27 protein-coding genes and 1 riboswitch are annotated in these 20,335 nt (G+C 70.3%); of the genes, 12 read left to right on the forward strand and 15 right to left on the reverse strand.

What is annotated here, in order from left to right; all coding sequences use genetic code 11:
* Positions 1-2 precede the first annotated feature (2 nt).
* The 4 genes from FCN18_RS33595 to FCN18_RS33605 form a co-directional block, all read right to left on the reverse strand.
* Positions 3-191: a hypothetical protein gene (locus tag FCN18_RS33595; protein WP_137097054.1), complete on the reverse strand. Its 189-nt coding sequence runs from the start codon at positions 189-191 to the stop codon at positions 3-5.
* Positions 188-328 carry a hypothetical protein gene (locus tag FCN18_RS39315; RefSeq protein WP_158303225.1) on the reverse strand — a complete coding sequence of 47 codons (141 nt, stop codon included), beginning with the start codon at positions 326-328 and terminating at the stop codon, positions 188-190. The genes FCN18_RS33595 and FCN18_RS39315 overlap by 4 nt, the downstream gene beginning before the upstream one ends.
* Before the next feature lie 109 nt (positions 329-437).
* Positions 438-644: a MerR family transcriptional regulator gene (locus tag FCN18_RS33600; RefSeq protein ID WP_206078037.1), complete on the reverse strand. Its 207-nt coding sequence runs from the start codon at positions 642-644 to the stop codon at positions 438-440.
* Between the two features lie 19 nt (positions 645-663).
* Complete coding sequence (locus FCN18_RS33605) at positions 664-1,005, reverse strand: helix-turn-helix domain-containing protein (RefSeq protein WP_158303226.1); 342 nt, start codon at positions 1,003-1,005, stop codon at positions 664-666.
* A 168-nt stretch (positions 1,006-1,173) separates the two neighbouring features.
* Here FCN18_RS33605 and FCN18_RS33610 point away from each other — a divergent pair, with 168 nt between their 5' ends.
* The 4 genes from FCN18_RS33610 to FCN18_RS39570 all read left to right on the forward strand — a co-directional run bounded on the left by FCN18_RS33610 (position 1,174) and on the right by FCN18_RS39570 (position 4,114).
* Entirely contained in the window at positions 1,174-1,653 is a 480-nt protein-coding gene (locus FCN18_RS33610; RefSeq protein WP_137097056.1) for a hypothetical protein, read from the forward strand.
* A gap of 276 nt (positions 1,654-1,929) precedes the next feature.
* The gene (locus FCN18_RS33615; protein WP_137097057.1) at positions 1,930-2,385 is read left to right on the forward strand and encodes a hypothetical protein; all 456 of its coding nucleotides are present in this window, start codon (positions 1,930-1,932) and stop codon (positions 2,383-2,385) included.
* Positions 2,386-2,400: 15 nt separating this feature from the next.
* On the forward strand, positions 2,401-3,648 hold the full coding sequence (locus tag FCN18_RS33620) for a tyrosine-type recombinase/integrase (RefSeq protein ID WP_137097058.1): 1,248 nt from the start codon (positions 2,401-2,403) through the stop codon (positions 3,646-3,648).
* A gap of 301 nt (positions 3,649-3,949) precedes the next feature.
* A complete protein-coding gene (locus FCN18_RS39570; RefSeq protein ID WP_170200634.1) occupies positions 3,950-4,114 on the forward strand; it encodes a hypothetical protein in 165 nt (54 codons plus the stop codon).
* A 10-nt stretch (positions 4,115-4,124) separates the two neighbouring features.
* Here the strand turns inward: FCN18_RS39570 and FCN18_RS33625 are convergent, their stop codons facing one another.
* From FCN18_RS33625 to FCN18_RS33640, 4 genes are all read right to left on the reverse strand, one after another.
* A complete protein-coding gene (locus FCN18_RS33625; protein ID WP_112270897.1) occupies positions 4,125-4,424 on the reverse strand; it encodes a YciI family protein in 300 nt (99 codons plus the stop codon).
* Between the two features lie 66 nt (positions 4,425-4,490).
* Positions 4,491-4,898 (reverse strand): (deoxy)nucleoside triphosphate pyrophosphohydrolase, encoded by a 408-nt coding sequence (locus FCN18_RS33630; protein WP_228714256.1) that lies wholly within the window; start codon positions 4,896-4,898, stop codon positions 4,491-4,493.
* A gap of 11 nt (positions 4,899-4,909) precedes the next feature.
* Positions 4,910-6,250 carry a sensor histidine kinase gene (locus tag FCN18_RS33635; RefSeq protein WP_113644978.1) on the reverse strand — a complete coding sequence of 447 codons (1,341 nt, stop codon included), beginning with the start codon at positions 6,248-6,250 and terminating at the stop codon, positions 4,910-4,912.
* Positions 6,247-6,951, reverse strand: a complete 705-nt coding sequence (locus tag FCN18_RS33640; protein ID WP_112270895.1) for a response regulator transcription factor — start codon at positions 6,949-6,951, stop codon at positions 6,247-6,249. The genes FCN18_RS33635 and FCN18_RS33640 overlap by 4 nt, the downstream gene beginning before the upstream one ends.
* A gap of 139 nt (positions 6,952-7,090) precedes the next feature.
* Between FCN18_RS33640 and FCN18_RS33645 the strand changes: the two genes are divergently transcribed.
* Genes FCN18_RS33645 through FCN18_RS33655 form a run of 3 tightly spaced genes read left to right on the forward strand, consistent with a single transcriptional unit; the run spans position 7,091 to position 9,995 of the window.
* Positions 7,091-8,137, forward strand: coding sequence for a LolA family protein (locus tag FCN18_RS33645; RefSeq protein WP_137097059.1), 1,047 nt, complete (start codon positions 7,091-7,093; stop codon positions 8,135-8,137).
* Entirely contained in the window at positions 8,134-9,123 is a 990-nt protein-coding gene (locus FCN18_RS33650; RefSeq protein ID WP_113644980.1) for an ABC transporter ATP-binding protein, read from the forward strand. Before FCN18_RS33645 ends, FCN18_RS33650 begins: the two co-directional genes overlap by 4 nt.
* Positions 9,120-9,995: an ABC transporter permease subunit gene (locus tag FCN18_RS33655; protein ID WP_112270892.1), complete on the forward strand. Its 876-nt coding sequence runs from the start codon at positions 9,120-9,122 to the stop codon at positions 9,993-9,995. The genes FCN18_RS33650 and FCN18_RS33655 overlap by 4 nt, the downstream gene beginning before the upstream one ends.
* 195 nt (positions 9,996-10,190) lie before the next feature.
* On the opposite strand, the gene FCN18_RS33660 is transcribed toward FCN18_RS33655, so the two are convergent.
* From FCN18_RS33660 to FCN18_RS33670, 3 genes are read right to left on the reverse strand one after another with little or no spacing between them, the layout of a single operon-like run.
* A complete protein-coding gene (locus FCN18_RS33660) occupies positions 10,191-11,204 on the reverse strand; it encodes an ABC transporter ATP-binding protein (protein ID WP_137097060.1) in 1,014 nt (337 codons plus the stop codon).
* On the reverse strand, positions 11,204-12,859 hold the full coding sequence (locus FCN18_RS33665; protein ID WP_112270890.1) for an ABC transporter permease: 1,656 nt from the start codon (positions 12,857-12,859) through the stop codon (positions 11,204-11,206). Before FCN18_RS33665 ends, FCN18_RS33660 begins: the two co-directional genes overlap by 1 nt.
* Positions 12,835-13,887 carry a thiamine ABC transporter substrate-binding protein gene (locus FCN18_RS33670; protein WP_113644982.1) on the reverse strand — a complete coding sequence of 351 codons (1,053 nt, stop codon included), beginning with the start codon at positions 13,885-13,887 and terminating at the stop codon, positions 12,835-12,837. The genes FCN18_RS33665 and FCN18_RS33670 overlap by 25 nt, the downstream gene beginning before the upstream one ends.
* A gap of 30 nt (positions 13,888-13,917) precedes the next feature.
* Positions 13,918-14,029, reverse strand: a riboswitch (TPP riboswitch).
* 32 nt (positions 14,030-14,061) lie between these two features.
* On the opposite strand from FCN18_RS33670, the gene FCN18_RS33675 reads away from it, so the two are divergent.
* Positions 14,062-14,352, forward strand: a complete 291-nt coding sequence (locus FCN18_RS33675) for a 4a-hydroxytetrahydrobiopterin dehydratase (protein WP_112270888.1) — start codon at positions 14,062-14,064, stop codon at positions 14,350-14,352.
* A 78-nt stretch (positions 14,353-14,430) separates the two neighbouring features.
* Positions 14,431-14,697, forward strand: coding sequence for a hypothetical protein (locus FCN18_RS33680; protein ID WP_323808391.1), 267 nt, complete (start codon positions 14,431-14,433; stop codon positions 14,695-14,697).
* 458 nt (positions 14,698-15,155) lie between these two features.
* On the opposite strand, the gene FCN18_RS33685 is transcribed toward FCN18_RS33680, so the two are convergent.
* Positions 15,156-15,701, reverse strand: coding sequence for a dihydrofolate reductase family protein (locus tag FCN18_RS33685; RefSeq protein ID WP_112270886.1), 546 nt, complete (start codon positions 15,699-15,701; stop codon positions 15,156-15,158).
* Between the two features lie 104 nt (positions 15,702-15,805).
* On the opposite strand from FCN18_RS33685, the gene FCN18_RS33690 reads away from it, so the two are divergent.
* Positions 15,806-16,441, forward strand: a complete 636-nt coding sequence (locus FCN18_RS33690; RefSeq protein ID WP_112270885.1) for a TetR/AcrR family transcriptional regulator — start codon at positions 15,806-15,808, stop codon at positions 16,439-16,441.
* Positions 16,442-16,485: 44 nt separating this feature from the next.
* Here the strand turns inward: FCN18_RS33690 and FCN18_RS33695 are convergent, their stop codons facing one another.
* From FCN18_RS33695 to FCN18_RS39870, 3 genes are read right to left on the reverse strand one after another with little or no spacing between them, the layout of a single operon-like run.
* A complete protein-coding gene (locus FCN18_RS33695; RefSeq protein ID WP_206078038.1) occupies positions 16,486-16,716 on the reverse strand; it encodes a PIN domain-containing protein in 231 nt (76 codons plus the stop codon).
* Between the two features lie 29 nt (positions 16,717-16,745).
* The gene (gene ychF, locus FCN18_RS33700; RefSeq protein WP_137097061.1) at positions 16,746-17,828 is read right to left on the reverse strand and encodes a redox-regulated ATPase YchF; all 1,083 of its coding nucleotides are present in this window, start codon (positions 17,826-17,828) and stop codon (positions 16,746-16,748) included.
* A 36-nt stretch (positions 17,829-17,864) separates the two neighbouring features.
* Positions 17,865-18,290, reverse strand: coding sequence for a hypothetical protein (locus FCN18_RS39870; RefSeq protein WP_206078039.1), 426 nt, complete (start codon positions 18,288-18,290; stop codon positions 17,865-17,867).
* Here FCN18_RS39870 and FCN18_RS33715 point away from each other — a divergent pair.
* Both FCN18_RS33715 and FCN18_RS33720 read left to right on the forward strand, forming a co-directional pair.
* Positions 18,289-19,827 carry a DNA-3-methyladenine glycosylase 2 family protein gene (locus FCN18_RS33715; protein WP_137097062.1) on the forward strand — a complete coding sequence of 513 codons (1,539 nt, stop codon included), beginning with the start codon at positions 18,289-18,291 and terminating at the stop codon, positions 19,825-19,827. The two genes, FCN18_RS39870 and FCN18_RS33715, sit on opposite strands and share 2 nt — an antisense overlap.
* The gene (locus FCN18_RS33720) at positions 19,824-20,330 is read left to right on the forward strand and encodes a methylated-DNA--[protein]-cysteine S-methyltransferase (RefSeq protein ID WP_137097063.1); all 507 of its coding nucleotides are present in this window, start codon (positions 19,824-19,826) and stop codon (positions 20,328-20,330) included. The genes FCN18_RS33715 and FCN18_RS33720 overlap by 4 nt, the downstream gene beginning before the upstream one ends.
* The last annotated feature ends 5 nt before the right edge of the window (positions 20,331-20,335 follow it).

Consider the following 20,335-nt stretch of genomic DNA (forward strand, 5'->3'; position numbering starts at 1 on the left):
GATCACGACCACGGCAGCACCGCCCGGCCCAGCCACACCAGCGCGTGCACGAGCACGTACAGCCCGGCGAACCCGAGCGGGATCGCGACGATCGGGCATCCCGCGCCGCCACCCGGCGTCGTCGGGGACGCGACCGACTCGACGCGCCCGGCGTCGCGGCCGTCCTGCCGCTCCGACCAGCGCGCGCTCACCGGTCGCCGCCCGATGCGTTGGCGTGCTCGTCGGCCTGGCCCTCGACGTCGGCGCGGACCTGCTCGTACACCGGAGTGGGCTCCGGCTTGAGCACGGGTTCGAACCATTCGCGGGCGGTACCCTTCTCGTCGGGCATGAGAGCTGTTCCTCTCGTGTCTGGGCGGTCCGGTGTTGCAGCACCGGGCCGCCGTCCTGTTGTGGAGCCCCCGCCCGCCACCGGGGGAAGTCAGCGGCGGGCCGGGGAGTCATGCGGCGCGAATCTTGTGGGGTTTGTGCTTGCCGCTGGGCTTCGACGGGCATCCAGCAGCGATCCACTTGTCGACCTCTTTCCGGTGCACGCGCCAAGAGCAGTTGGCGGCCGCCTGCACACCGACCAGCAGGCCCCGGCGCAACGCGAGCAGCACGGTCTCCTGGTGGCGCTGCGCGTACGCGGCGACCTGGGCGGTCGTCATCCACGGGGATTCGGCCACGTCAGGCCACAGCCTCGGCTTGGACCCGCCGGGGCCCCTTGGTCTCGTTTTCGTGGTCTTGCCGACGCGGCGGGCGGGTCGGCTCGTTCTTCGGCTGGTTCGGTGGCTCGGAAGGATCGCCCTGGGATGTGCGCTTCCCTGCGTTGATCTCGGGGTCAATCTCGTCGGCGGGCATCTTGAGCACCCGAGCGAGCCGGAAGATCAAGCGTCGCGAGGGCTTGTCAGCGCCGCACATGATGTTCTCGGCGTAGCCGGGCGAAATGTCCGCCTGCTGTGCGACCTCAGCGTTGGTGAGGTCGAGCTCATCGCGCCTGTTCCTGAGCCGGTTGGTGTCGACTGCCATGCCCAGACTCTTACAGAGATTTCCAGACTCGTCAACGATCTTCGCGGCACTAAGGTTGCACAACCTGAGAAATTCTGTAATGTTCTGGGTATGCATACGGTGTGGACGGGAACCAAACCAGGAGGTAGAGGGCGCCCACTCTGTAAATTTCTGGGTTACTCTGCCCACATGGAAACGCGACGGAAGACACTCGGCCGCCGCATCAAGGCGGCGCGACGAGCCGCCGGCCACAAGAGCGCCCGATCGTTCGCCGACGCGATCGGCGTCAGTGAGAGCAGCGTCGCGAACGCCGAGATCGGAAGTGAACGCGTCGGTGAGGGCGTCTACCTCGACATCGAGAGCGGCCTTGGATGGCCCACGGGCTGCATCAGGAGCTACCTCGAAACGGGCGAGATCGACAAGCTGCCCTCCGGTGTGGCCGTCGCGACACCGAAACGCGACGAGATGGAACCGCAGGACGATTACGAGGAAATGATCATCAATTCTTCGCTGGCTCGTCGCGAAAAACTGAAACTGCTCCGTGGATACCGCAAGGCGCTCGACGAGGAGCGGCGCGTGTTACAGCCCGACCAGCGAAACCACCCGCATGTCGCAACCCCTAGTAACAATCCTGAAACATCCTTTCCGCAGACAAGGAAACGCAGGTAGCCATGCAGGGTGTTTCCCGAATTCCACATTTCAATCACTGCTGTCGCTATGCTCGCGACAATTCTCGTCGCCATCTGGTGGCAGCGACGGCGCGACCGTCAACGAATTCACGGCACCCTCGCGGAACGATTCCCGTGGGTCCAGGCGTACGCCGAGGTCGATCAGGCCCTTCGCGACGCGGATCGGAGCGAACCAACGCCACCGAAGCGTGGAGCCAGCCGCCCCGCGGTCCTGATGTACGCCAGCACGTTGTCCGTGGTCGCGTTGACTGCCGTGGTGCTGTCGACTCGGACGGTCGACCACACCCCGCCGGCGGCCCCTCAGTCCGACGCCGAACCTCGGATCCTGCCCGAGACCGCGACCGTGTCCAACAGCACTGTCGCCGACAACGCGGGAACGCCGCCCTCGCCCACGAGTGCGCCAACTCACCCGACATCGACCGCCGAGCGGACCGCACCCGAACGCGTCGCCCAGGAGGAGCGCATCTCGCCAACGGAAGAGGCCCCCACGGAAAGCACCGAGGAACCGACGCCCAGCCCACCCGCCGACAGATCGCCGCCCACCGACCCGGCCCCGCCCGGTGGCACCGCACCCACTCCGCCGGACACATCACCGACGGGTGGCGAGAAGCCAGACGTAGACGACCCGCCCTCCGACCTGCCTGCCCAGACCAAGCGGGCCGAGGGCCGAGGCGTGATAGCCCACGCTCTGAGCGTGCTCAGGCTCTCGTGACGCACGGGAGCCGTCGTGGCCTGGGCTGAGAAGCTGGCAACTGGGTGGCGCGGCCGGTACCGCGACCAGCACGGCGTCAAGCACAAGGTGACTCAACCCGACGGCTCCCTCTTCGAACGGAAGAAAGACGCGATCGAGGCGGCGGAGGAGGAGGCGGTCAAGGCCCGTCGAACGGCGGCCGTTAAGCAGGGCGCTCTGCCCGCCTCGATCAAGTGGGGTCACTGGTGGGACACCATCGTGGTAGATCGCACGTTCGACGAGTCCGACACCGCCACGGCGGAGAAGTACATCGTGAAGAACTGGCTGCGGCCGAAGTGGGGCGACACCCCGTTGAACAAGATCCCTCACGATGACGTGCAGGAGTGGGTCGACGACAAGCAACGCGGCCTCGGCGTCCGACCAGGCATGTCGCCGCGCTACGCCCGGCGGATCTACGCGGTGTTCTCAGTGTCGATGTCGATCGCCGTCAAGAAGAAGGTCCTCGACGCATCGCCGTGCGTGGGAATCAAGCTCCCGAAGATCCCCAAGAAGCCGAAGCCATATGTCGAGACAAGCCACGCTGCACAGCTCGATCTGCGCGAGGACTACCAGGACGCCGTCGAATTCGGGCTCGAAACAGGTCTACGCCCAGGCGAGCTCTGCGGCTTGCACATTCACCGGTGCGACCTGGAAAAGGGATGGATGGACGTCGTCGAGACGTTCGTACACCGGCGACGCGTGATTCGGCCCATACCGAAGGACCAAGACGCACGCGGAGTGCCGCTCACTTCCAAAGCGATCGAGATCGTGCGCCGGCGAATGGGCGACCGTGATCGGTCAGCGGGGTGCGGTCTCCAGCACACAGACGGAGAGGCGTGCAGCAGCGCCCTGGTGTTCCTGACCGCGCGAGGCAGGGTGATGCACCCTGACGCGTTGGGCCAGGCGATGCGACGGGCCGCCGAGCGCGCCGAGATGCCGCGTGCGAACGCCAACATGTACGCCCTCCGTCGAGGGTTCGGCACACGAGCCGCGCGGGGAGGGATGGACGTGTTCATGCTCGCCGGGATCATGGGCCACGCCGATATCCGAGAGACGCAGGGCTACGTCCAGATGTCGCCACAGGTACGCGCGCAAGCGATGGCCGCCCTGGGCGAGCGTCCCCCGTTGGCAGCCGTGGGGCACGACGAGGACCGTGGGGCAGACCCGTGGGGCAAACGTGGGGCAGACCTCAACGGCGATGCACTGGAATCGACTGGCGAAGACGCCGCCAAAGATGCGGTCTGACCAGCAGATACACCGTAAACCACTGGAACCGATTGGAATCCGATGGAAATCAGAAAACCGCAGGTGAGGGCACACACGCCACGATGGCAATGTTTCGGAGGTCCGTGCGGACCTTCTCGGCGGTGACTGCGGGCACGCGTCGACTCCTGTGGGAAGAGAACGGGGGCGGCCATCGGCTCTCGAGGCCAACGATGGTCGTCTCCAGGATAGCCGGGCTACCATTGTGCCCAGCGCCACACCTCGATCAAGGATAGGCTCACCTAACCTGACTTGAGGAATCGACCGGCGTGGAGTGTGATCCGTGGGCAAGAAGCACGGGGGCGATGACGACCCCAAGGCCGTCGTCCGCAAGCTGATCAAGTCGGGCAAGGTCAAGAAGAAGTGCTGCAAGTCCAAGCCGCGCTGCAAGAAGTGTCCTGTGCTCGCGTTGAAGAAGGCCAAGGCCGACATCGCCAAGGCCGCGTGAGAACGGCGCGCTAGCGCGGGATGGCCTCGTTGAGCAGGCGTAGCTCGGGGCAGGTCCGGGTGGCCGAGAACTCCACCACCTCGTAGTGGGCCAGGTGGCTGGCCGCCAGCGGGTCCGTGGCGAGTATCGCGTCGAGCTTCAGCCGGGCCATCGGCCTTGCGATCATCACCTCACCGAGGTGCAGGTCCCTGCGGCCCGAGGCCAGCAGGTGGTTGTGGTCGTACTGCCTCGCGACCCACTCGACGTGGTCTGGCAGCACGTAGTCGATCTCCGGCAGGGGCGCGGTGTACGTGAGCAGCACGACATACATATCCTCACGGTAAGCCCGCAGCCCCTCGGTGATACCTGTTAACCGCCCGCTGACCTGCGTTTTCGATCATGCGGACCCGGTGTCGCGCAACAACTTCTCCAGCTCGGGCACCAGCACGCGGTCGGCGGGCAGCCAGTCGAGGCCGGCCACGTCCGAGGTGCCCACCCAGCGCAGCGCCCTGTGCTCGACGGCGTGCGGCCGCGCCGACGGCTCGGCGAGCGTCGCCGCGAAGATCCGCAGCACCTTCCCTCCCGGCAACGGCACGTCGGCGCCGACGCGGTCGCCCACCTCCACCGCGACGCCCAGCTCCTCGGCGCACTCCCGGCGCACGGCGGCCTCCTCCGGCTCGCCCTCCTCGACCCGGCCGCCGGGCAGCTCCCACAGCCCCGCCGCCTCCTCCGGGTACGCGCGCTGCTGGGCGAGCAGCGCACCGTCACGGACGATGGCGGCTCCGACGATCACCACGGGCTTCACGCCGGAGGACGTTAGCGTGCGTGCCTGCGCCAGCTCACCTGGAACCGGGCGCCGCCGTCCGGCGACTCCCCCACCGTCACCCGCCCGCCGCGCCTGCGCGCGGCCTCGGCCACCATCGCCAGGCCCAGCCCGCTGCCGCCGGACGTGCGCGCGCGGTCGTCGGACACCCGGTAGAACCGGTCGAACACCCGCTCGCGGTGCTCCGCCGCGATGCCGGGTCCGTCGTCGTCCACCACCACGCGCACGCGGGAGCGCGAGGCGAGCACGGACACCACGATCTGTGAGTCGGCGTAGCGGCACGCGTTGCGCAGCAGGTTGTTGAGCACGAGCTCCACCTCGGCGTGCGTGGCGAGTGCCCACGCCTGCGGCACCACGGCGCTCACCCGCACCGACGGCGAGCCATGGGGCAGCCTGGCCACGGCGTCGCGCGCCTCGGTGACCAGCTCGACGGGCTCGGCGGGCGGCACCTCGCCCGCGTCGGAACGCGCGAGCGCGAGCAGGCCGTCGAGCAGCGCGGAGAGGCGCTCGGCCTCCTCCAGGATGTCGCTGAGCGTCTCCTGCGCCAGGTCGGGATCGGGGTTGGTGACGGCCACCTCCGCCTGCACCCGGATCGACGCAACGGGTGAGCGCAGCTCGTGCGCGGCGTCGCCGGTGAAGCGACGCAGCCGCTCGCTGATCTCCTCCTGCCTCGCCAGCAGCGCGTTGAAGTCCGAAGCGAGAGCGCGCAGCTCGTCGTGCGCCTCCGGCAGTGGGAGCCTGCCGCCCGGCGGCAGGTCCTTCGCCGAGCGGCGCATCCGGCCGACGGGGCGCAGCGCCGAGCGCACCCCGAGCCACGTCGCGAGCGTCGCGACGAGCGCCCCGACCAGCGCCACGAGCAGCAGCCAGCGCGCGCCGTTCGTCTTGGCCGCCTCCGAGCCCACCATCGCCGTGCCGACCGCCACGAGCCGTTGCGAGCCATCCGGTGCCGTCACCACGGCGCCGAGCCAGCGCAGCTTGGTGGTGACCTCACCGGTGAACTCGGTGCTCACCGGCAGCCCGGCCTTCAGCGCGCTCACGTCCCCGGCGTCGAGCCGCACCGGCTCTCCCCCGTCCACCGGGGCGCCCGCGGTGTCGAGCACGCGCACGTCGATGCCCTCGGGAGCGCTGGGCACCCTGCCCCGCTCGACCGTCGTGCTCGCGGTGTCGAGCGCCGCGTGCAGCTCCGCGTCGACGGAGTTCACCAGCAGCGGGCCGAGCGCCTTGCCCGCGAGCAACGCCAGCCCGAAGAGCAACGCCAGCGTGATCGTGGTGGCCACGAGGGTGATCCGGAACCGCAGCGTCCGCCGCAGCCACCAGCGGCGTGGAGAGATCACCCCGTGGTCACTTGGTCGAGCTCCGGGTCGGACGCGACGTAGCCGTGTCCGCGCACGGTACGGACGAACGCACCGGCACCCGCGGCGTCGAGCTTGCGCCGCACGTAGCCGACATACACCTCGACGACGTTGCGGGTAGCCGCCTGCTCGTCGCCCCAGACGGCCCGCAGCAGCTCGTCCTTGGTCACCACCGTGCCCGCCCGCCCGGCGAGCACCTCCAGCAGCGCGAACTCCCTCGGGCTCAGCGCCACCGGATCGTCGTGCCAGCGCACCTCGCGCGCTGCCCGGTCCACAGTCAGCCCGCCGATCCGCAGCAGCCCGCGCACACCCTGCGCGGCGGCCCTGCGCAGCACCGCCCGCACCTGCGCGACGAGCACGACGAACGAGAACGGCTTCACCAGGTAGCCGTCGGCGCCGAGATCCAGACCGTCGGCCTGGTCGACCTCGCCGTCCTTCGCGGAGATCAGCAGCACCGGCGTGTGCACTCCCTGCGCACGCAGCGCCTGCAGCACGCGGTAGCCCGAGAGCCCGGGCAGCATGATGTCGAGCAGCAGCACGTCGAAGGCGCCGGTCTGGGCCAGCCGCAGCGCGCTCGGCCCGTCCGCCGCCGTGACGACGTCCATGCCTTCGGCGCCGAGCCCCCGCTGCAGCGCCTTGCGCACACCGGGCTCGTCGTCGACCACCAGAACTCGAGGCTTCACGCTCTCAGGATGCCGGTTTACGCGGTCCCGTGCGCGTGCTCTCAGCCGGTTCTCAGCATCTCAGGCCGGTCTCAGTGCGTGAAGCGCAGGCTCGGTGGCGGAAAAAGGGGCACACTTTACGTTGACCACAGGAGGGGCAGTGAACCCGAAGAAGCGAGCAGTGACCGTCGCCGTGGCAGGCACCGCGATCGGGGCGGCGGGGCTGGCCGTCATGGCGATGCCGGCCGGTGCGGAGGAGGCGCCGGAGCTGCCACCGGTCAGCGCGCAGGAACTGGTCAGCTCCGTGCTGCGGGCCGACATTCCCGCGCTGGCGGGCAACGTTCGGATCGAGAACGACCTCGGCCTGCCGTCGATGCCGGGACTGCCGGTGCTCGACGTCGAGTCGGCCCGGGTCTACCACGACGGTGACGAGGGCAGCCGCATCGCGCTGGAACAGGGCAGCAGCGAGCTGACGGTGGTGCAGAACGGCGGCACCGTGTGGTCCTACGACTCCGCGGAGAACTCCGCGACGAAGCTGACGGTGCCCGCCGAGACGCGGGAGCACCGGGCACACGCACAGGAAGGGTTCTCGGACCCGACGTCGGCGGCGGGACAGCTGCTGGACTACGTGCGGCAGAGCAGCACGGTCAGCGTGGACGGCACCGCATCGGTCGCCGACCGCCCCGCCTACGAGCTGGTGCTCACGCCGAAGCCGTCGGAGCGCACGCTCCTGCGGGAGGTGCGGATCGCGGTCGACTCCGAGACCCGCGTGCCGCTGCGGATGTCGGTGCTGACCAACGGCACCACCGAGCCCGCGCTGGAGATCGGCTTCACCGACATCGACTTCGGGCAGCAGCCTGCGAACCTGTTCCAGTTCACGCCCCCGCAGGGCGCGACGGTGACCGAGGAGCGGCCGCGGGCCCACGACGAGCGGATGCCGGCCGGCGCGATCGGCGAGTTCTCCGGTGAGGGCTGGGACACCGTGTACACCGGCACCGTGCCCGCCGATCTCACGGCCGCGCAGGACACCGAGGGCCGCGACGTGCAGAGCCTGCTCGACCGGCTCGGCAAGCGCGTGAGCGGTGACTTCGGCTCCGGCTACGCGATCGAGACCAAGGTGGGCACCGCGATCGTCACCGACGACGGCCGCTTCGCGGTCGGCGCCGTGCCCCAGCAGGTGCTCACGGACGCGCTGGCGCAACGGTGAGCACGTCCACCCAGGTCACCGGTGTGGACGTCGCAGAGGCGGCGTCCACACCGCCCGTGCCGTTGGCCGCGCGAACGAGGGGGCTGCGCAAGCTGTACGGCCGCACGGTCGCGGTGGACCACGTGGACCTCGACGTCCCCGAGGGCGCGGTGCTCGGCATGCTGGGCCCCAACGGCTCCGGCAAGACCACCACCATCCGCATGCTGCTCGGGCTCGTCCGGCCGACCGCGGGGCAGGTCAGCCTGCTCGGCCACCCGGTCCCCGAACAGGCCGGGCACGCGCTGCCGGACGTCGGCGCGCTCGTGGAGGGGCCCGGTTTCCACCCGTTCCTCTCCGGCCGGGAGAACCTGCTGCGCATGGCGGCGGCGGAACCGCGACTGGCCACATCGGACATCGCGGGCGCCGTGGCCGACGCGCTGGAGCGGGTCGGTCTCGCCGACGCGGCGAACCGCCGTTACCGCGGCTATTCGCTGGGCATGAAGCAGCGGCTGGGTCTTGCCGGAGCGCTGCTCGTGCCGAGGCGCATGGTGGTGCTCGACGAGCCGACCAACGGGCTCGACCCGGCGGGCACCCGTGAGGTGCGCGCGATCATCGCCGAGCTGCACGCGGCCGGGGTCACGGTGCTCGTCTCGTCGCACCTGCTGGCCGAGGTCGAGGCGACCTGCACCCACGTCGCCGTGCTGCAGGCGGGCAGCGTCGTGGCGCAGGGCGAGCTGGCCGAGCTGCTGGAGTCCGGCTCTCCCGCGCTGCTCGTGTCCACACCGGACGGCACCGCCGCGATGGAGGCGTTGCGGAGCAAGCGGATCCCGTCTCGGCTGACCCCGGGGGGCGTGCGGGTGGATCTCACCGCCACCACGCCGCCGGAGGTGGTCGCGGCCCTCGTGCACGCCGGGGTCGACGTGCACGAGGCGCGCCGGGACCGCACCGGGCTGGAGGACCTCTTCGCCCGGCTGACGCAGGAGCCACAGGGGGAGGTCAGGTCATGACCGAGGTCGCGACGGCTCCCGCCGTGCCGGTCGCCGGGCGCGCGCACGCGTCGCTCGCGCGGCTCGTGCGCGCCGAGCTGCGGTGGATCTTCCGCAGGCCGCGCACGCTCGTGGTGCTCGGTCTGCTCGCGGTGATCCCGGTGATCGTCGGGATCGCGCTGACGCTGGTCGACTCTCCCGGACCGCCGGGAGGCGGGGACGGCGGCGGGGAGTCCCTGCTCGCCACGGCGGGCGGCAACGCGCTCGTGCTGCCCATCGGCACGCTCGCGATGGCGCTGGGCCTGCTGCTGCCGCTGAGCGCGGCGATGGCCGGTGCCGACGCACTGGCAGGTGAGAGCGCGCACGGCACGCTGCGCGGCTGGCTGCTGGGACCCGTGAGCCGGGGCAGGCTGCTGCTGGTCAAGTCCATCGGCGTCGCGGTCTTCACGGTGACGGCCACGGTGGTGATGGCGTTGACCGGTGTGCTCACCGGGCTGGTGATCAACGGAACCGGCTCGCTGTTCACACTGTCGGGCACCACACTCTCGTTCCCCGCCGCCTTGCTCAAGGTCGCGATCGCCGCGGGCTGGGTCGCGCTGCAACTGTGGGCGGTGGGCGCGGTGGCGCTGGCGATCTCGGCGTGGACCGAGCACCCGATGGTGGTGCTCGCCTCCGTCCTCGGCGGCGTGATCGTGTTCTCGGTGCTCGGTCTGCTCGACGCGCTCGACTGGCTGCACCCGTTCCTGCTCAACCACTCCTGGACCGACCTCGGCGACGTGCTGCGCGACCCGATGCCGGGCGGAGCGCTGGCGGAGGGAGCCCTGCGGGCGGGGTGCTACATCGCGATCGCACTGTCGCTCGCCTACGCCCGCCTCAGCACCAAGGACGGCTGACCGGTGCGGCTGACCGCAGTGAAGGCCACCTTGCCTGCGCCCGCCCGTCTCCCTCCACCACCCAGACGGAGGTGCTCCGCGCCGCTGAGTCTGATTCAACGCAGTGAAGGTGGCCTTCACTGCGGCCGGGCTCATCTCTGCACCGCGTCGAAGCGGCGATCCGGCTCTACGACGCGGCGCCACCCGCGGGGCGCCCTACCTCGAGATGACCGCCACGCCGTCGGGGTCGAGCGCCAGCCGGACGCGTTCGCCTGCCCGCGCGGGCTCGGCCATCGGGGCCACCGCGTCCAGCGGCGCCGGTCCCATGTCCGGTCGCACCGAAAGGCGCACGTGATCGCGCCGGTGCACCCTGCTCAGCACCTCGGCGCCCACCCCGTCGGCCGCCACCCGCACGGCGTTGGGCCGCAGGCCGAGTGACACCGCGCCGTCCGGCGCCCACGGCAGGCGCACCTCGCCCAGCGCGGAGGTGACGGTGCCGTTCGCGGCCTCGCCCGGCAGCACCGTCGTCACGCCGAGGAACCGGGCGACCCGCTCGTCGACCGGGCGGCGCCAGACGTCGAGCACGTCGCCGATCTGCTGGATCCGCCCGCCGTCGAGCACGGCGAGCCGGTCGGCGAGCGTCGCCGCCTCCTCCTGGTCGTGGGTCACGAGCAGGGTCGTGATCTTGGCCTGACGCAGCACCTGGGCGAGGTCGAGGGCGAGCTGTTCGCGCAGCTCCGCGTCGAGCCCCGACAGTGGCTCGTCGAGCAACAGCAGCCTTGGCCTCGGCGCCAGCGCCCTCGCGAGCGCCACCCGCTGCGCCTCGCCACCCGAGAGCTCGGTGACCTTGCGCCGCTCGTAGCCCGTGAGCCCCACGAGCTCCAGCAACTCGCGCACCCGTTGCCGCTGCGCCGGCTTGGCGACGCCGTGCATGCGCAGGCCGAACGCGATGTTGGCCGCGACGTCGCGATGCGGGAACAGCTGCCCGTCCTGGAACACCAGTCCGAAGCCGCGCCGGTGCACGGGCACGCGCCCGAGATCGGCGCCGTCCCAGCGCACGGATCCGGTCGCCGCGGGCTCCAGGCCGGTGATCGCCCTCAGCAGCGTGGACTTGCCGGAGCCGGATGGCCCGAGCAGGGCCAGCACGTCACCGTCGGCGATCTCCAGCGCGGCGTCGCGCACGGCCGTGAACGACCCGTACGTCACCGTCAGCCCGTCGACCGTCAGCATCAGAACTCCCCTACCTGCGCCTGCGGCGCCCGCAACCGCTCGATCAACGTCGCCACGAGCACGGTCACCAGCATCAGCAACGTGCACGAGGCATAGGCCAGCTGGCTGTTCAGCTCGCCCGGCCTGCTCACGAGCGCCCCGATCGCCACCGGCAGCGTCGGGGCGTCGGGCCTGGCGAGGAAGCTCGTCGCGCCGAACTCGCCCAGCGCCACGACGTAGCCGAACGCGGCGGCCGCGGCGAGCGAGCGGGCCGCCAGCGGGAGGTCGATCTCGCGCCACACCCGGGCCGGTCTCGCTCCGAGCGTCGCCGCGGCCTGGCGCAGGCGCTCGTCCACCGATCGCAGCACCGGCAGCACCATCCGCACCACGAGCGGGATGATCACCAACGCCTGCGCGAACGGCACGAGCAGTGGCGAGGTCCGCAGGTCACCGGGCAGTTCGCCGAGGGTGATCAGGTAACCGAAGCCGACCGTCACCGCCGACACCCCGAGCGGGAGCATCAGGGCGGCGTCCATGGCCTCGCCCGTCGCGCGCGCTCCCCGCCCCGGCGAGCGCCTCAGCGCCACGAGGGTCCCGGCGGCGAGCACGCCGATCACGAGCGCGAGCACGGTCGCGTCGGACGCCGTGCGCAGCGAGTTCAGCGCGGCGTCCCAGCCGGTGACGCCGAGCGTGCCGTCCTCACCGCTGCCCGCGAGCGCGCGGTAACCGGCAAGGCTCCAGCCGTCGCGTGAGGACACCGACCGCAGCACGAGCGCGACGATCGGTGCCAGCAGCAGTGCGAGCACCCCGAACGCCGCTCCGACGACCCACCACTCGCGACCCTCCGGGCGGCGCGCCGTCTCGGCCTTCGACCGCAGCCGCACCGCGGTCTCCCTGCGCCTGCGCGCCAGCGCCCCGATGGCCAGCGCGGCGAGCACGGCGGCCAGTTGGACGAGCGATAGCGCGGCGGCGCCGGAGAGGTCGAGCAGGTTCACCGTGCGCAGGTAGATCTCGGTCTCCAGCGTGCGGTAGCGCGACCCGCCGAGCATGAGGACGACACCGAAGCTGGTGGCGCAGAAGAGGAACACCACCGCGGCCGCCGACGCGACGGCCGGAGCGAGCGCAGGCAGCGTGACCGTGCGGAACGCCCGCCACGGCGACGCGCCGAGCGCCCTCGCCGCGTCCTCGGCCCGCCGGTCGAGGTGCGCCCACAGGCCGCCGACCGTGCGCGCTACCACGGCGACGTTGAAGAACGCGTTGGCCAGCACGATCGTGGTCACTCCGCCGTCCGGCCAGAGCGCCCGGAACGCGAGCCCCACCACCACGGTCGGCAGCACGAAGGGCACGAGCACGAACGTGCGGACCAGCGCCGTCCCAGGCAGGCGCACGCGCGCCAGCAGGAAGGCGACGGGGAAGCCGAGGACGACGGCGACCACGGTCGCGGCGGCCGCCTGCGCCACGGTGAACGCGGCGAGCTGCCACGTCTGCGCCTCGACGAGTGCCTTGGCGACGCCGCCGTCGGTGAAGCCGAGCCGCAGGATCGCCACGACCGGCCACGCGAAGAAGACCACGAGGAACGCGATGGGCACCACCGCGAGCGCCGTGACGCCCGCGGCCGAGGTTCGCGGACCCGCGCGGAGTCCTGGCCTTCCTAGCCTTCCAGCAGCGCGCGCCATTGCTCGATCCACCGCTCACGGCCCGCCTGCACCTGCTCGCCGGGCAGCGACGCGGGGTCCTCCGGCAGCGGCGCGGCCTGCGCCCAGCCGGACGGCAACGCCACACCCTCCCGCGCCGGGTAGACGTACATGTTCTCGGCGACCGTGGTCTGGAACTGCTGGGAGAGCAGGAAGTCGACGACCTTGCCGGCCTTGTCGGGGTGCTTGGCGCCCGCGAGCACCCCGGCGTACTCGACCTGCCGGTAGCACGTGTCGAGCAGAGCCTTGGTGCGCGGCTTGCCGTCGTCGCCGATCTCCGCGGCCGGCGAGGACGCGTACGACACCACGATCGGCCTCGGGCCCTGGCCCGAGGAGCCGGAGAACTCCTGCGTGTACGCCTCGGTCCAGCCGCTCACCACCTGCACGCCGTTGTCCCTCAGGCGCTGCCAGTACTCCGTCCAGCCCTGTTCGCCGTAACGGGCGACGGTCGCGAGCAGGAACGCGAGCCCTGGCGACGACGTCGCGGGGTTCTCCACCACCAGCAGGTCGCGGTACCTCGGGTCGGCGAGATCGTCGAACGTCGCGGGCTCCGGCAGGCCGCGCTCGGCGAACCACCCGGTGTCGATGTTCACGCACACGTCGCCGACGTCGACCGCGGAGAGCCGGTGCTGCGAGTCCACCGAGTACCGCTGCGGGCCGCGGTCGGCCTCCGGGCTGGTGTAGGGCTCGAAGACGTTCTCCGAGAGCGCGCGTGAGGCGAACGTCGAGTCGACGCCGTAGGCGACGTCGGCGATCGGGTTGGCCTTGGTGAGCACGAGCTTGTTGGTCAGCTCACCGGCGTCGCCCTCCTTCAGCACGCGGATGCGGATGCCGGACTGCCGCTCGAATGCGTCGAGCACCTCCTGCGGGGCCGCCCACGACTCGTGCGTGACGAGCGTGACCGTGGTGGGACCCTCGGCCTCCTGGTCGTCGTTCCCACCCGTCAGGGTGCAACCCGCGGTCAGCAGCCCGGCCAGTGACAGTGCGGCCGCCGCACGAAGGAACCTCATCAACCCTCCTTGTCGTGACCGGCGTCGTCCCGGCAAGGAGTGGGGCCTCCCTGCGCCGGCATGATCCGGATCAGGTGCGAACGGTCGTGGGCTCTCGCCCACCTCTCAGCCCGGCCTTCGCCGGACTCCCGTGGCAAACGTGCAGCGTACTCGCCTCGGTACCACCATGGACGCATGGCAGACGTACTCAACGACGAACGCATCGACGAAGCGCTGGGGCACCTGCCCCAATGGCAGCGCGAGGGTGACGCCATCCGGCGCGAGGCGAAGCTCGCCTCCTTCTCACAGGCGATCCAGGTGGTGAACCGCGTCGCCGAGATCGCGGAGAACGAGAACCACCACCCGGACATCGACATCCGTTGGCGCACACTGACTTTCCGGCTCAGCACCCATTCCGAGGGCGGCATCACGGAGAAGGACATCTCCCTCGCCGCCGAGATCGACGGGGTGATCGACGAGATGTGATCTCCGCCGGGATGGCAACCTCCGGTGTGTCGTGGCGCGTTGTCCGGGTAGCCGCAAGAGGGTGGAAGGGAGTGCGCGATGAGCCGTTCGAGCAACGCTGTCAACACATCCGGAGTCTCGGGTGCCACGTCCCATCGCAGGCTCTCGATCGTCTCGGGGCTGCTGATGCTGATGGTCTTCGGCGTCGGGGCGCTGCCCGCGGCAGCGGAGACCCGGGAGCGAGCGGCCACCGCAGAGGGCAGCGACATCACGCAGGCGCTCGTGGTGGGCGGTGGGGCATTCGCACTCATCATCGCGCTGGCGGGCGCGGTGCTGTTCTACACCGCGAAAGGCCGTCGATTGTGAATTGGCCCACAGTTCACCGCCGAAGCTAACAACGGGGACGGGTCAGGCGCTTTCAGGGGTGAATCGCCCACCACCAGTCATTTTGGGGACCACATGAACCGCGCCCCCGTTCTCTCACCGGGTCAGCAGGCCGTCGTGACCGCGTTCGCGGTCACCGTCACCCTTCTGTTCGTGATCCTGCTCGCCGCGGCGGGCTGAGCCACCACACGCCGAAGCCGAGGCGCCCGGTCCGCCGGTGCCTCGGCGCTAGCGTGCTCGCGTCAAGGCGGCGAACCTGCCGCGATCTCGGGACACGGAAGGACGCCGTGGAGGCGCCGACCACGAGGTCGCGAATCGTGCTCCGGCGCGGTGTGATCGATGCCGTTAAGGCCGCGGAACACGGAGAGCGCCATCCGCGACAGGCGTTTGTCGCCACCGAAGGCCGCCGCAGTGACCGGCCCCGTTTCTCCGGAGGTCACTCAGGAACGGACGCGGTAGCGCACGTGCGCCTCGCCGGCAAAGGCGGCGGTCTCGACGCGCTCGAGGTCGACGCGCCTGTCCAGGCCGGCGAATAGCGAGATGCCCTTGCCGAGCAGAATCGGCACGACGTGCAGCTGAATCTCGTCGACCAGCCCAAGCGCCAGGCATTGCCTCGCGATGCTGCCACCCAAGAGACTCACCGACTTGTCGTCTCCGGCCGCCTGCTTGGCCAACTCGACCGCCCGCTCGATGTCGTCGACGACGAAGGTGTAGGTGACACCATCCTTCTCGACCGGTTCGTGAGCGCTGTGAGTCATGAGGTAGACCGGCACCCGCAGACTGCCTCCATACGGAACCTCTCCGTCCTCGATCGTCTGCGCCTTGTTCGCTCCCCCGACCACCGCGCCGATCTCTTTCGTGACCTTCGCGACGAGCTCCTCGTCCTCGGGCGCGATGGGGAAGCCGGACATCCAGTCGGTCCCGCCGTCGCTGTCGGCCATGAATCCATCGAGCGACACCGTCGCGTGGATGATCACCTGTGCCATTGTCCGCACCTTCCAATTGAGGTGAGCCGATCGACTCACCTCAACGAGGGTAGGCCTCGCTGAGAGGTGAGTCAATCAACTCACCTCCGTGGCACAATGGGGACATGTCGCGAGAAATCTCGGCGTACCATCGCCAGGTCGCCGCCTCCAACCGGTCGGCCATCCTCGATGCGGCCGCGGACCTGTTTCTCGAGTCGGGCTACGACCGGACCTCCCTGGCGCGTGTCGCGGAACGTGCCGGGGTGTCCAAGGCCACGCTGTTCAAGCAGTTCCCGACGAAGTCGGAGCTCTTCGAGGCCACCGTGCTCGCAGCGGGTGACACACCGGACGGGGAACTCATCGACCCTCCACCAGGAGACTTCCAGGCAGGGTTGATCACCCTGGGCATGGCGTACGCAGAACTGCTAGCCCGCCCCCGGATGGCGGACCTGATCCGGCTCGTGATCGCCGAGTCCCCGAGGTTCCCGGAGCTGCGCGAGCGCACCTTCGACTTCGGCACCCTGCCCGTCCTCGCGGCCCTGAAGCGCTACTTCAAGGCCGAGAACGCGGCAGGAAACGCCAACGTCGACGATCCGGACGTGGCAGCCCCGCAGTTCCTCGGGATGATCGCCACCGTCGTCTTCTGGCCACGCCTGGTCCATGCCAACTGGTCGCTCAGTGACGACGAAGTCCTCCGCGTCATCGACGAGGCGGCTCGAACGATGGCCGCCCGCTACGCGGCATCCGCGACCCGCTCCTGACCGTCCGCCGGAGCCGTGCGCGACGACCTCGATCGCCGACCTGGTCACAGCTGCTGTTTCCACGGATCGAGCAGATCGACACCGGTGTGCGCGAAATCCTTGAGGTTCCGCGTCGCGCAAGTAGCGTCGTGCGCCAGACAGATCGCCGCGATCTGCGCATCGGCCGTGCTGATCGGAAGGCCCGCCGCTTCGCGTGCCACGAGCACATCCGCGTACTGCTCTGCGGCAGCATCGTCGAAGGAAAGGATCGCGCGACTGTCGCGATACGGCTCCAAGGCAGTCTCGATCCGTGACCGGAACCCGACTACACGTTGAAGCGGAATTCCACCACGTCGCCGTCGGCCATGACGTAGTCCTTGCCCTCCATGCGGACCTTGCCCGCCGCACGGGCCGCCGCCATCGAGCCCGCCTCGACCAGGTCGTCGTACGACACGACCTCGGCCTTGATGAACCCGCGCTCGAAGTCGGTGTGGATCACGCCAGCCGCCTGCGGCGCCGTGGCGCCCTGCGGGATCGTCCACGCACGGGCTTCCTTCGGCCCCGCCGTCAGGTAGGTCTGCAGGCCGAGCGTGTGGAAGCCGGCCCTCGCGAGCGCGTACAGGCCGGGCTCGGCCTGGCCGACCGACTCCAGTAGCTCGCGCACGGCCTCCTCGTCGTCCAGCTCCAGCAGCTCGGCCTCGACCTTGGCGTCGAGGAAGACGGCGTCGGCGGGGGCGACCAGCTTGCTCAGCTCGTCGCGCTTGGCCTGGTCGCCGAGTACGCCCTCGTCGGCGTTGAACACGTAGAGGAACGGCTTGGTCGTGAGCAGGCTCAGCTCGCGGAGGCCCTCGGCGTCGATCTCCTTCTGCGCGGAGAAGAGCGTTCGGCCGGAGTCCAGGACCTCCTTCGCGCGCTGCGCGTTCTCGAGGGCGGGCCGGGCCTCCTTCTTCGTGCGCGCCTCCTTCTCCATCCTGGGCAACGCCTTCTCGAGCGTCTGCAGGTCGGCGAGGATCAGCTCGGTGTTGATCGTCTCGATGTCGGACAGCGGGTCGATCTTCCCGTCGACGTGCACGACATCCGGGTCGTCGAAGACCCGGATCACCTGGCAGATGGCGTTGGCCTCGCGGATGTTGGCGAGGAACTTGTTGCCGAGACCGGCGCCCTCCGACGCACCCTTCACAATGCCCGCGATGTCCACAAAGGACACCGTCGCCGGAACGGTCTTCGCCGAGGAGAACAGCTCGGCGAGCTTGTCCAGGCGCGGGTCCGGCAGGGGGACGACCCCGACGTTGGGCTCGATCGTCGCGAACGGGTAGTTCGCGGCGAGCACGTCGTTGCGCGTCAGTGCGTTGAAGAGGGTGGACTTGCCGACGTTGGGCAATCCCACGATGCCGAGGGTCAGACTCACGACAACGGAGTGTACGTGCCGTCCGGCCGGCGCCCGTCAGCCGTCGTTGTTGTCGTCGTTGTTGTCGTCGTCGTTCTCGTTGCGGTCGTCGTTGCGGTCGTCGTTGTTGTCGTCGTTGCCGCCCTGGCCGTCGTCTTCGTTGTCGTCGTTGTTGTCGTTGTTGTTGTTCTCGTTGTTGTCGTCGTTGTCGTTGTTGTCGTCCTGGCCGTCGTCGTCGCCGTTCTGGCCGCCGTTCTCCTCCTGCTGCGTACCACCGTCGTCATCCTGGGCGGGCTCGTCACACGCGGAGGCCAAGCCGATCGCCCCCACGGCGGCGACGATGGCGGCGAAAGTGCGGACTTGGCGCTTTCCAGATCGAACCGTCATGGTCCCGACATTACGGACGCCCCGCGCCGCATGCAGCGCGGTCATGTCCGATTTCCGCCAGTCGAGGCTTTGACCTGGTGGCAGGATCGCGGTCATGACGCAGCTCACCGCTCCGGTTCCAGCGAACCAGAGCCTGTGGCACGACACCGAACGGTGCTATCGCGCCGTGATGTCGCGTGACGCCCGCTTCGACGGGCAGTTCATCGTGGCCGTGCGCACGACAGGCATCTACTGCCGTCCCTCGTGCCCGGCGATGACCCCGAAGGCCCGCAACGTCGAGTTCTTCCCCACGTCGGCGGCGGCACAGTCGCGTGGCTACCGTGCCTGCCGGCGCTGCCTGCCCGACGCCGTCCCCGGGTCACCGGAGTGGAACGTCCGCGCCGACCTCGCCGCGCGCGCCATGCGCCTGATCGCCGACGGCACCGTCGAGCGCGAGGGTGTACCAGGGCTCGCACGCAGGCTCGGCTACTCGGAACGCCAGCTCGGCCGCGTGCTCACCGCCGAGCTCGGGGCAGGACCGCTCGCGCTCGCGCGGGCTCACCGCGCGCACTCGGCCCGGCTCCTCATCGAGCTGTCCGAGCTGCCGCTGACGGATGTCGCGTTCGCGGCCGGGTTCGCGAGCGTGCGCCAGTTCAACACCACGATCCGCGAGGTGTTCGCCACCACGCCCACTCAGCTGCGCGCGGCCGCGGCGGGCAAACGCGAGCAGGCGGGTCCCCGCGACGAGCCGTCGGCGGCAGGCGCCCGGCTGACCCTGCGGCTGCCGTTCCGCGAGCCGTTCGACGCCGACGGCCTGTTCGCGTTCCTCGCCGCCCGCGCGGTCCCCGGCGTCGAGGACGTCACCGACGGCTACCGCCGGACGTTGCGCCTGCCTCACGGCACCGGACTCGTCCGCCTGACCCCGGCCGAGCGATACGTCCAGTGCGACCTGCGGCTGACCGACGTCCGCGACCTCGGCAACGCCGTCGCGCGGGTCCGCAGGCTGCTCGACCTCGACGCCGACCCGGAGGCCGTGAGGCAGGTCCTCGGCGCCGACCCCGCATTGGCCCCGCTCGTCAGCGCGATCCCGGGCATGCGGGTACCGGGCGCGGTCGACGGCACGGAGCTCGTCCTACGCGCGATGCTCGGGCAGCAGGTCTCGGTCGCGGCCGCTCGCACGGCCGCCGGACGGCTCGCGAGCGAGCTGGGCGAGCCGGTAACAGCCACCGACGGCGAGCCCGGCCTGCTGTTTCCGGCCGCAGCCGCGATCGCCGAGCACGCGACCGAGGTACTACGCGGACCGCTCAGGCGCATCGAGGCCATCCGCGACGTCGCCACCGCGATCGCCTCCGGCGACCTCGACGTCCACGTCGGCCGCGAAGCCGGCGAGCTGCGTGCCGAGCTGCTGGCCGCACCCGGCATCGGCCCGTGGACGGCCGACTACGTGCTCATGCGCGTGCTCGGCCAGCCCGATGTCCTGCTCGACGGCGACCTCGCCATCCGCAAGGGCGCGGCCGCACTCGGCCTCGACGGCACGCCCGCCGCACTCACCGCACGAGCGCAGGCCTGGCGGCCCTGGCGGTCCTACGCGGGCATGTACCTCTGGCGCTCGAGCGCCCCCACCAGCACGAAAGGCAATGGACAAGCACCATGAGCACTGCCCACTGGTCCACACAGGACACCCCGATTGGCCCGTTCACGGCCGTGGTAGCGGCCGACGGAGCCGTGCTCGGTTCCGGTTGGACCGCCGACCCCGGCGAGCTCGTCGACGGGATCTCCCCTGCGCTCAGGCCCACCGAGCTGGTCCGACGGCGCGACCTCGGCCCGGTCAGCAAGGCCGTGCGCCGATACCACCAGGGTGAACTCGACGCCATCGACCTCATCCCCGTCCGGCAGCGCTCCGGAGAGTTCCTCCAGCACGCCTGGGACGTCCTCCGCACGATCCCGGCCGGAAAACCACAGACCTACAGCGACTTCGCCGCACTCGCGGGCAGACCGTCCGCGATCCGGGGTGCCGCGCTGGCCTGCGCACGCAATGCGGCGGCACTCTTCGTGCCCTGCCACCGCGTGTACCGGATCGGCGGGGCGCTCGGCGGCTTTCGCTGGGGTCTCGACGTCAAACGCTGGCTGCTCGACCACGAGGCGGCTGTCGGCTGAGGCTC

The sequence above is a fragment of the Prauserella endophytica genome (assembly GCF_005146945.1).
GTDB classification, from domain to species: Bacteria; Actinomycetota; Actinomycetes; order Mycobacteriales; family Pseudonocardiaceae; genus Prauserella_A; species Prauserella_A endophytica.

Excerpts from the sequence above, each read along its gene's own strand:
- FCN18_RS33660 (WP_137097060.1), bottom strand. The coding sequence starts at position 11,204 with ATGCTGACGGTCGACGGGCTGACGGTGACGTACGGGTCGTTCACGGCC.
- FCN18_RS33690 (WP_112270885.1), top strand. The coding sequence starts at position 15,806 with ATGTCGCGAGAAATCTCGGCGTACCATCGCCAGGTCGCCGCCTCCAAC.
- FCN18_RS33665 (WP_112270890.1), bottom strand. The coding sequence starts at position 12,859 with ATGGCGCGCGCTGCTGGAAGGCTAGGAAGGCCAGGACTCCGCGCGGGT.
- FCN18_RS33685 (WP_112270886.1), bottom strand. The coding sequence starts at position 15,701 with ATGGCACAGGTGATCATCCACGCGACGGTGTCGCTCGATGGATTCATG.
- FCN18_RS33675 (WP_112270888.1), top strand. The coding sequence starts at position 14,062 with ATGGCAGACGTACTCAACGACGAACGCATCGACGAAGCGCTGGGGCAC.
- FCN18_RS33610 (WP_137097056.1), top strand. The coding sequence starts at position 1,174 with ATGGAAACGCGACGGAAGACACTCGGCCGCCGCATCAAGGCGGCGCGA.
- FCN18_RS33625 (WP_112270897.1), bottom strand. The coding sequence starts at position 4,424 with ATGTATGTCGTGCTGCTCACGTACACCGCGCCCCTGCCGGAGATCGAC.
- FCN18_RS33715 (WP_137097062.1), top strand. The coding sequence starts at position 18,289 with ATGACGCAGCTCACCGCTCCGGTTCCAGCGAACCAGAGCCTGTGGCAC.
- FCN18_RS39870 (WP_206078039.1), bottom strand. The coding sequence starts at position 18,290 with ATGACCGCGATCCTGCCACCAGGTCAAAGCCTCGACTGGCGGAAATCG.
- FCN18_RS33605 (WP_158303226.1), bottom strand. The coding sequence starts at position 1,005 with ATGGCAGTCGACACCAACCGGCTCAGGAACAGGCGCGATGAGCTCGAC.
- FCN18_RS33670 (WP_113644982.1), bottom strand. The coding sequence starts at position 13,887 with ATGAGGTTCCTTCGTGCGGCGGCCGCACTGTCACTGGCCGGGCTGCTG.
- FCN18_RS33720 (WP_137097063.1), top strand. The coding sequence starts at position 19,824 with ATGAGCACTGCCCACTGGTCCACACAGGACACCCCGATTGGCCCGTTC.
- FCN18_RS33655 (WP_112270892.1), top strand. The coding sequence starts at position 9,120 with ATGACCGAGGTCGCGACGGCTCCCGCCGTGCCGGTCGCCGGGCGCGCG.
- FCN18_RS33680 (WP_323808391.1), top strand. The coding sequence starts at position 14,431 with ATGAGCCGTTCGAGCAACGCTGTCAACACATCCGGAGTCTCGGGTGCC.
- FCN18_RS39315 (WP_158303225.1), bottom strand. The coding sequence starts at position 328 with ATGCCCGACGAGAAGGGTACCGCCCGCGAATGGTTCGAACCCGTGCTC.
- FCN18_RS33600 (WP_206078037.1), bottom strand. The coding sequence starts at position 644 with ATGACGACCGCCCAGGTCGCCGCGTACGCGCAGCGCCACCAGGAGACC.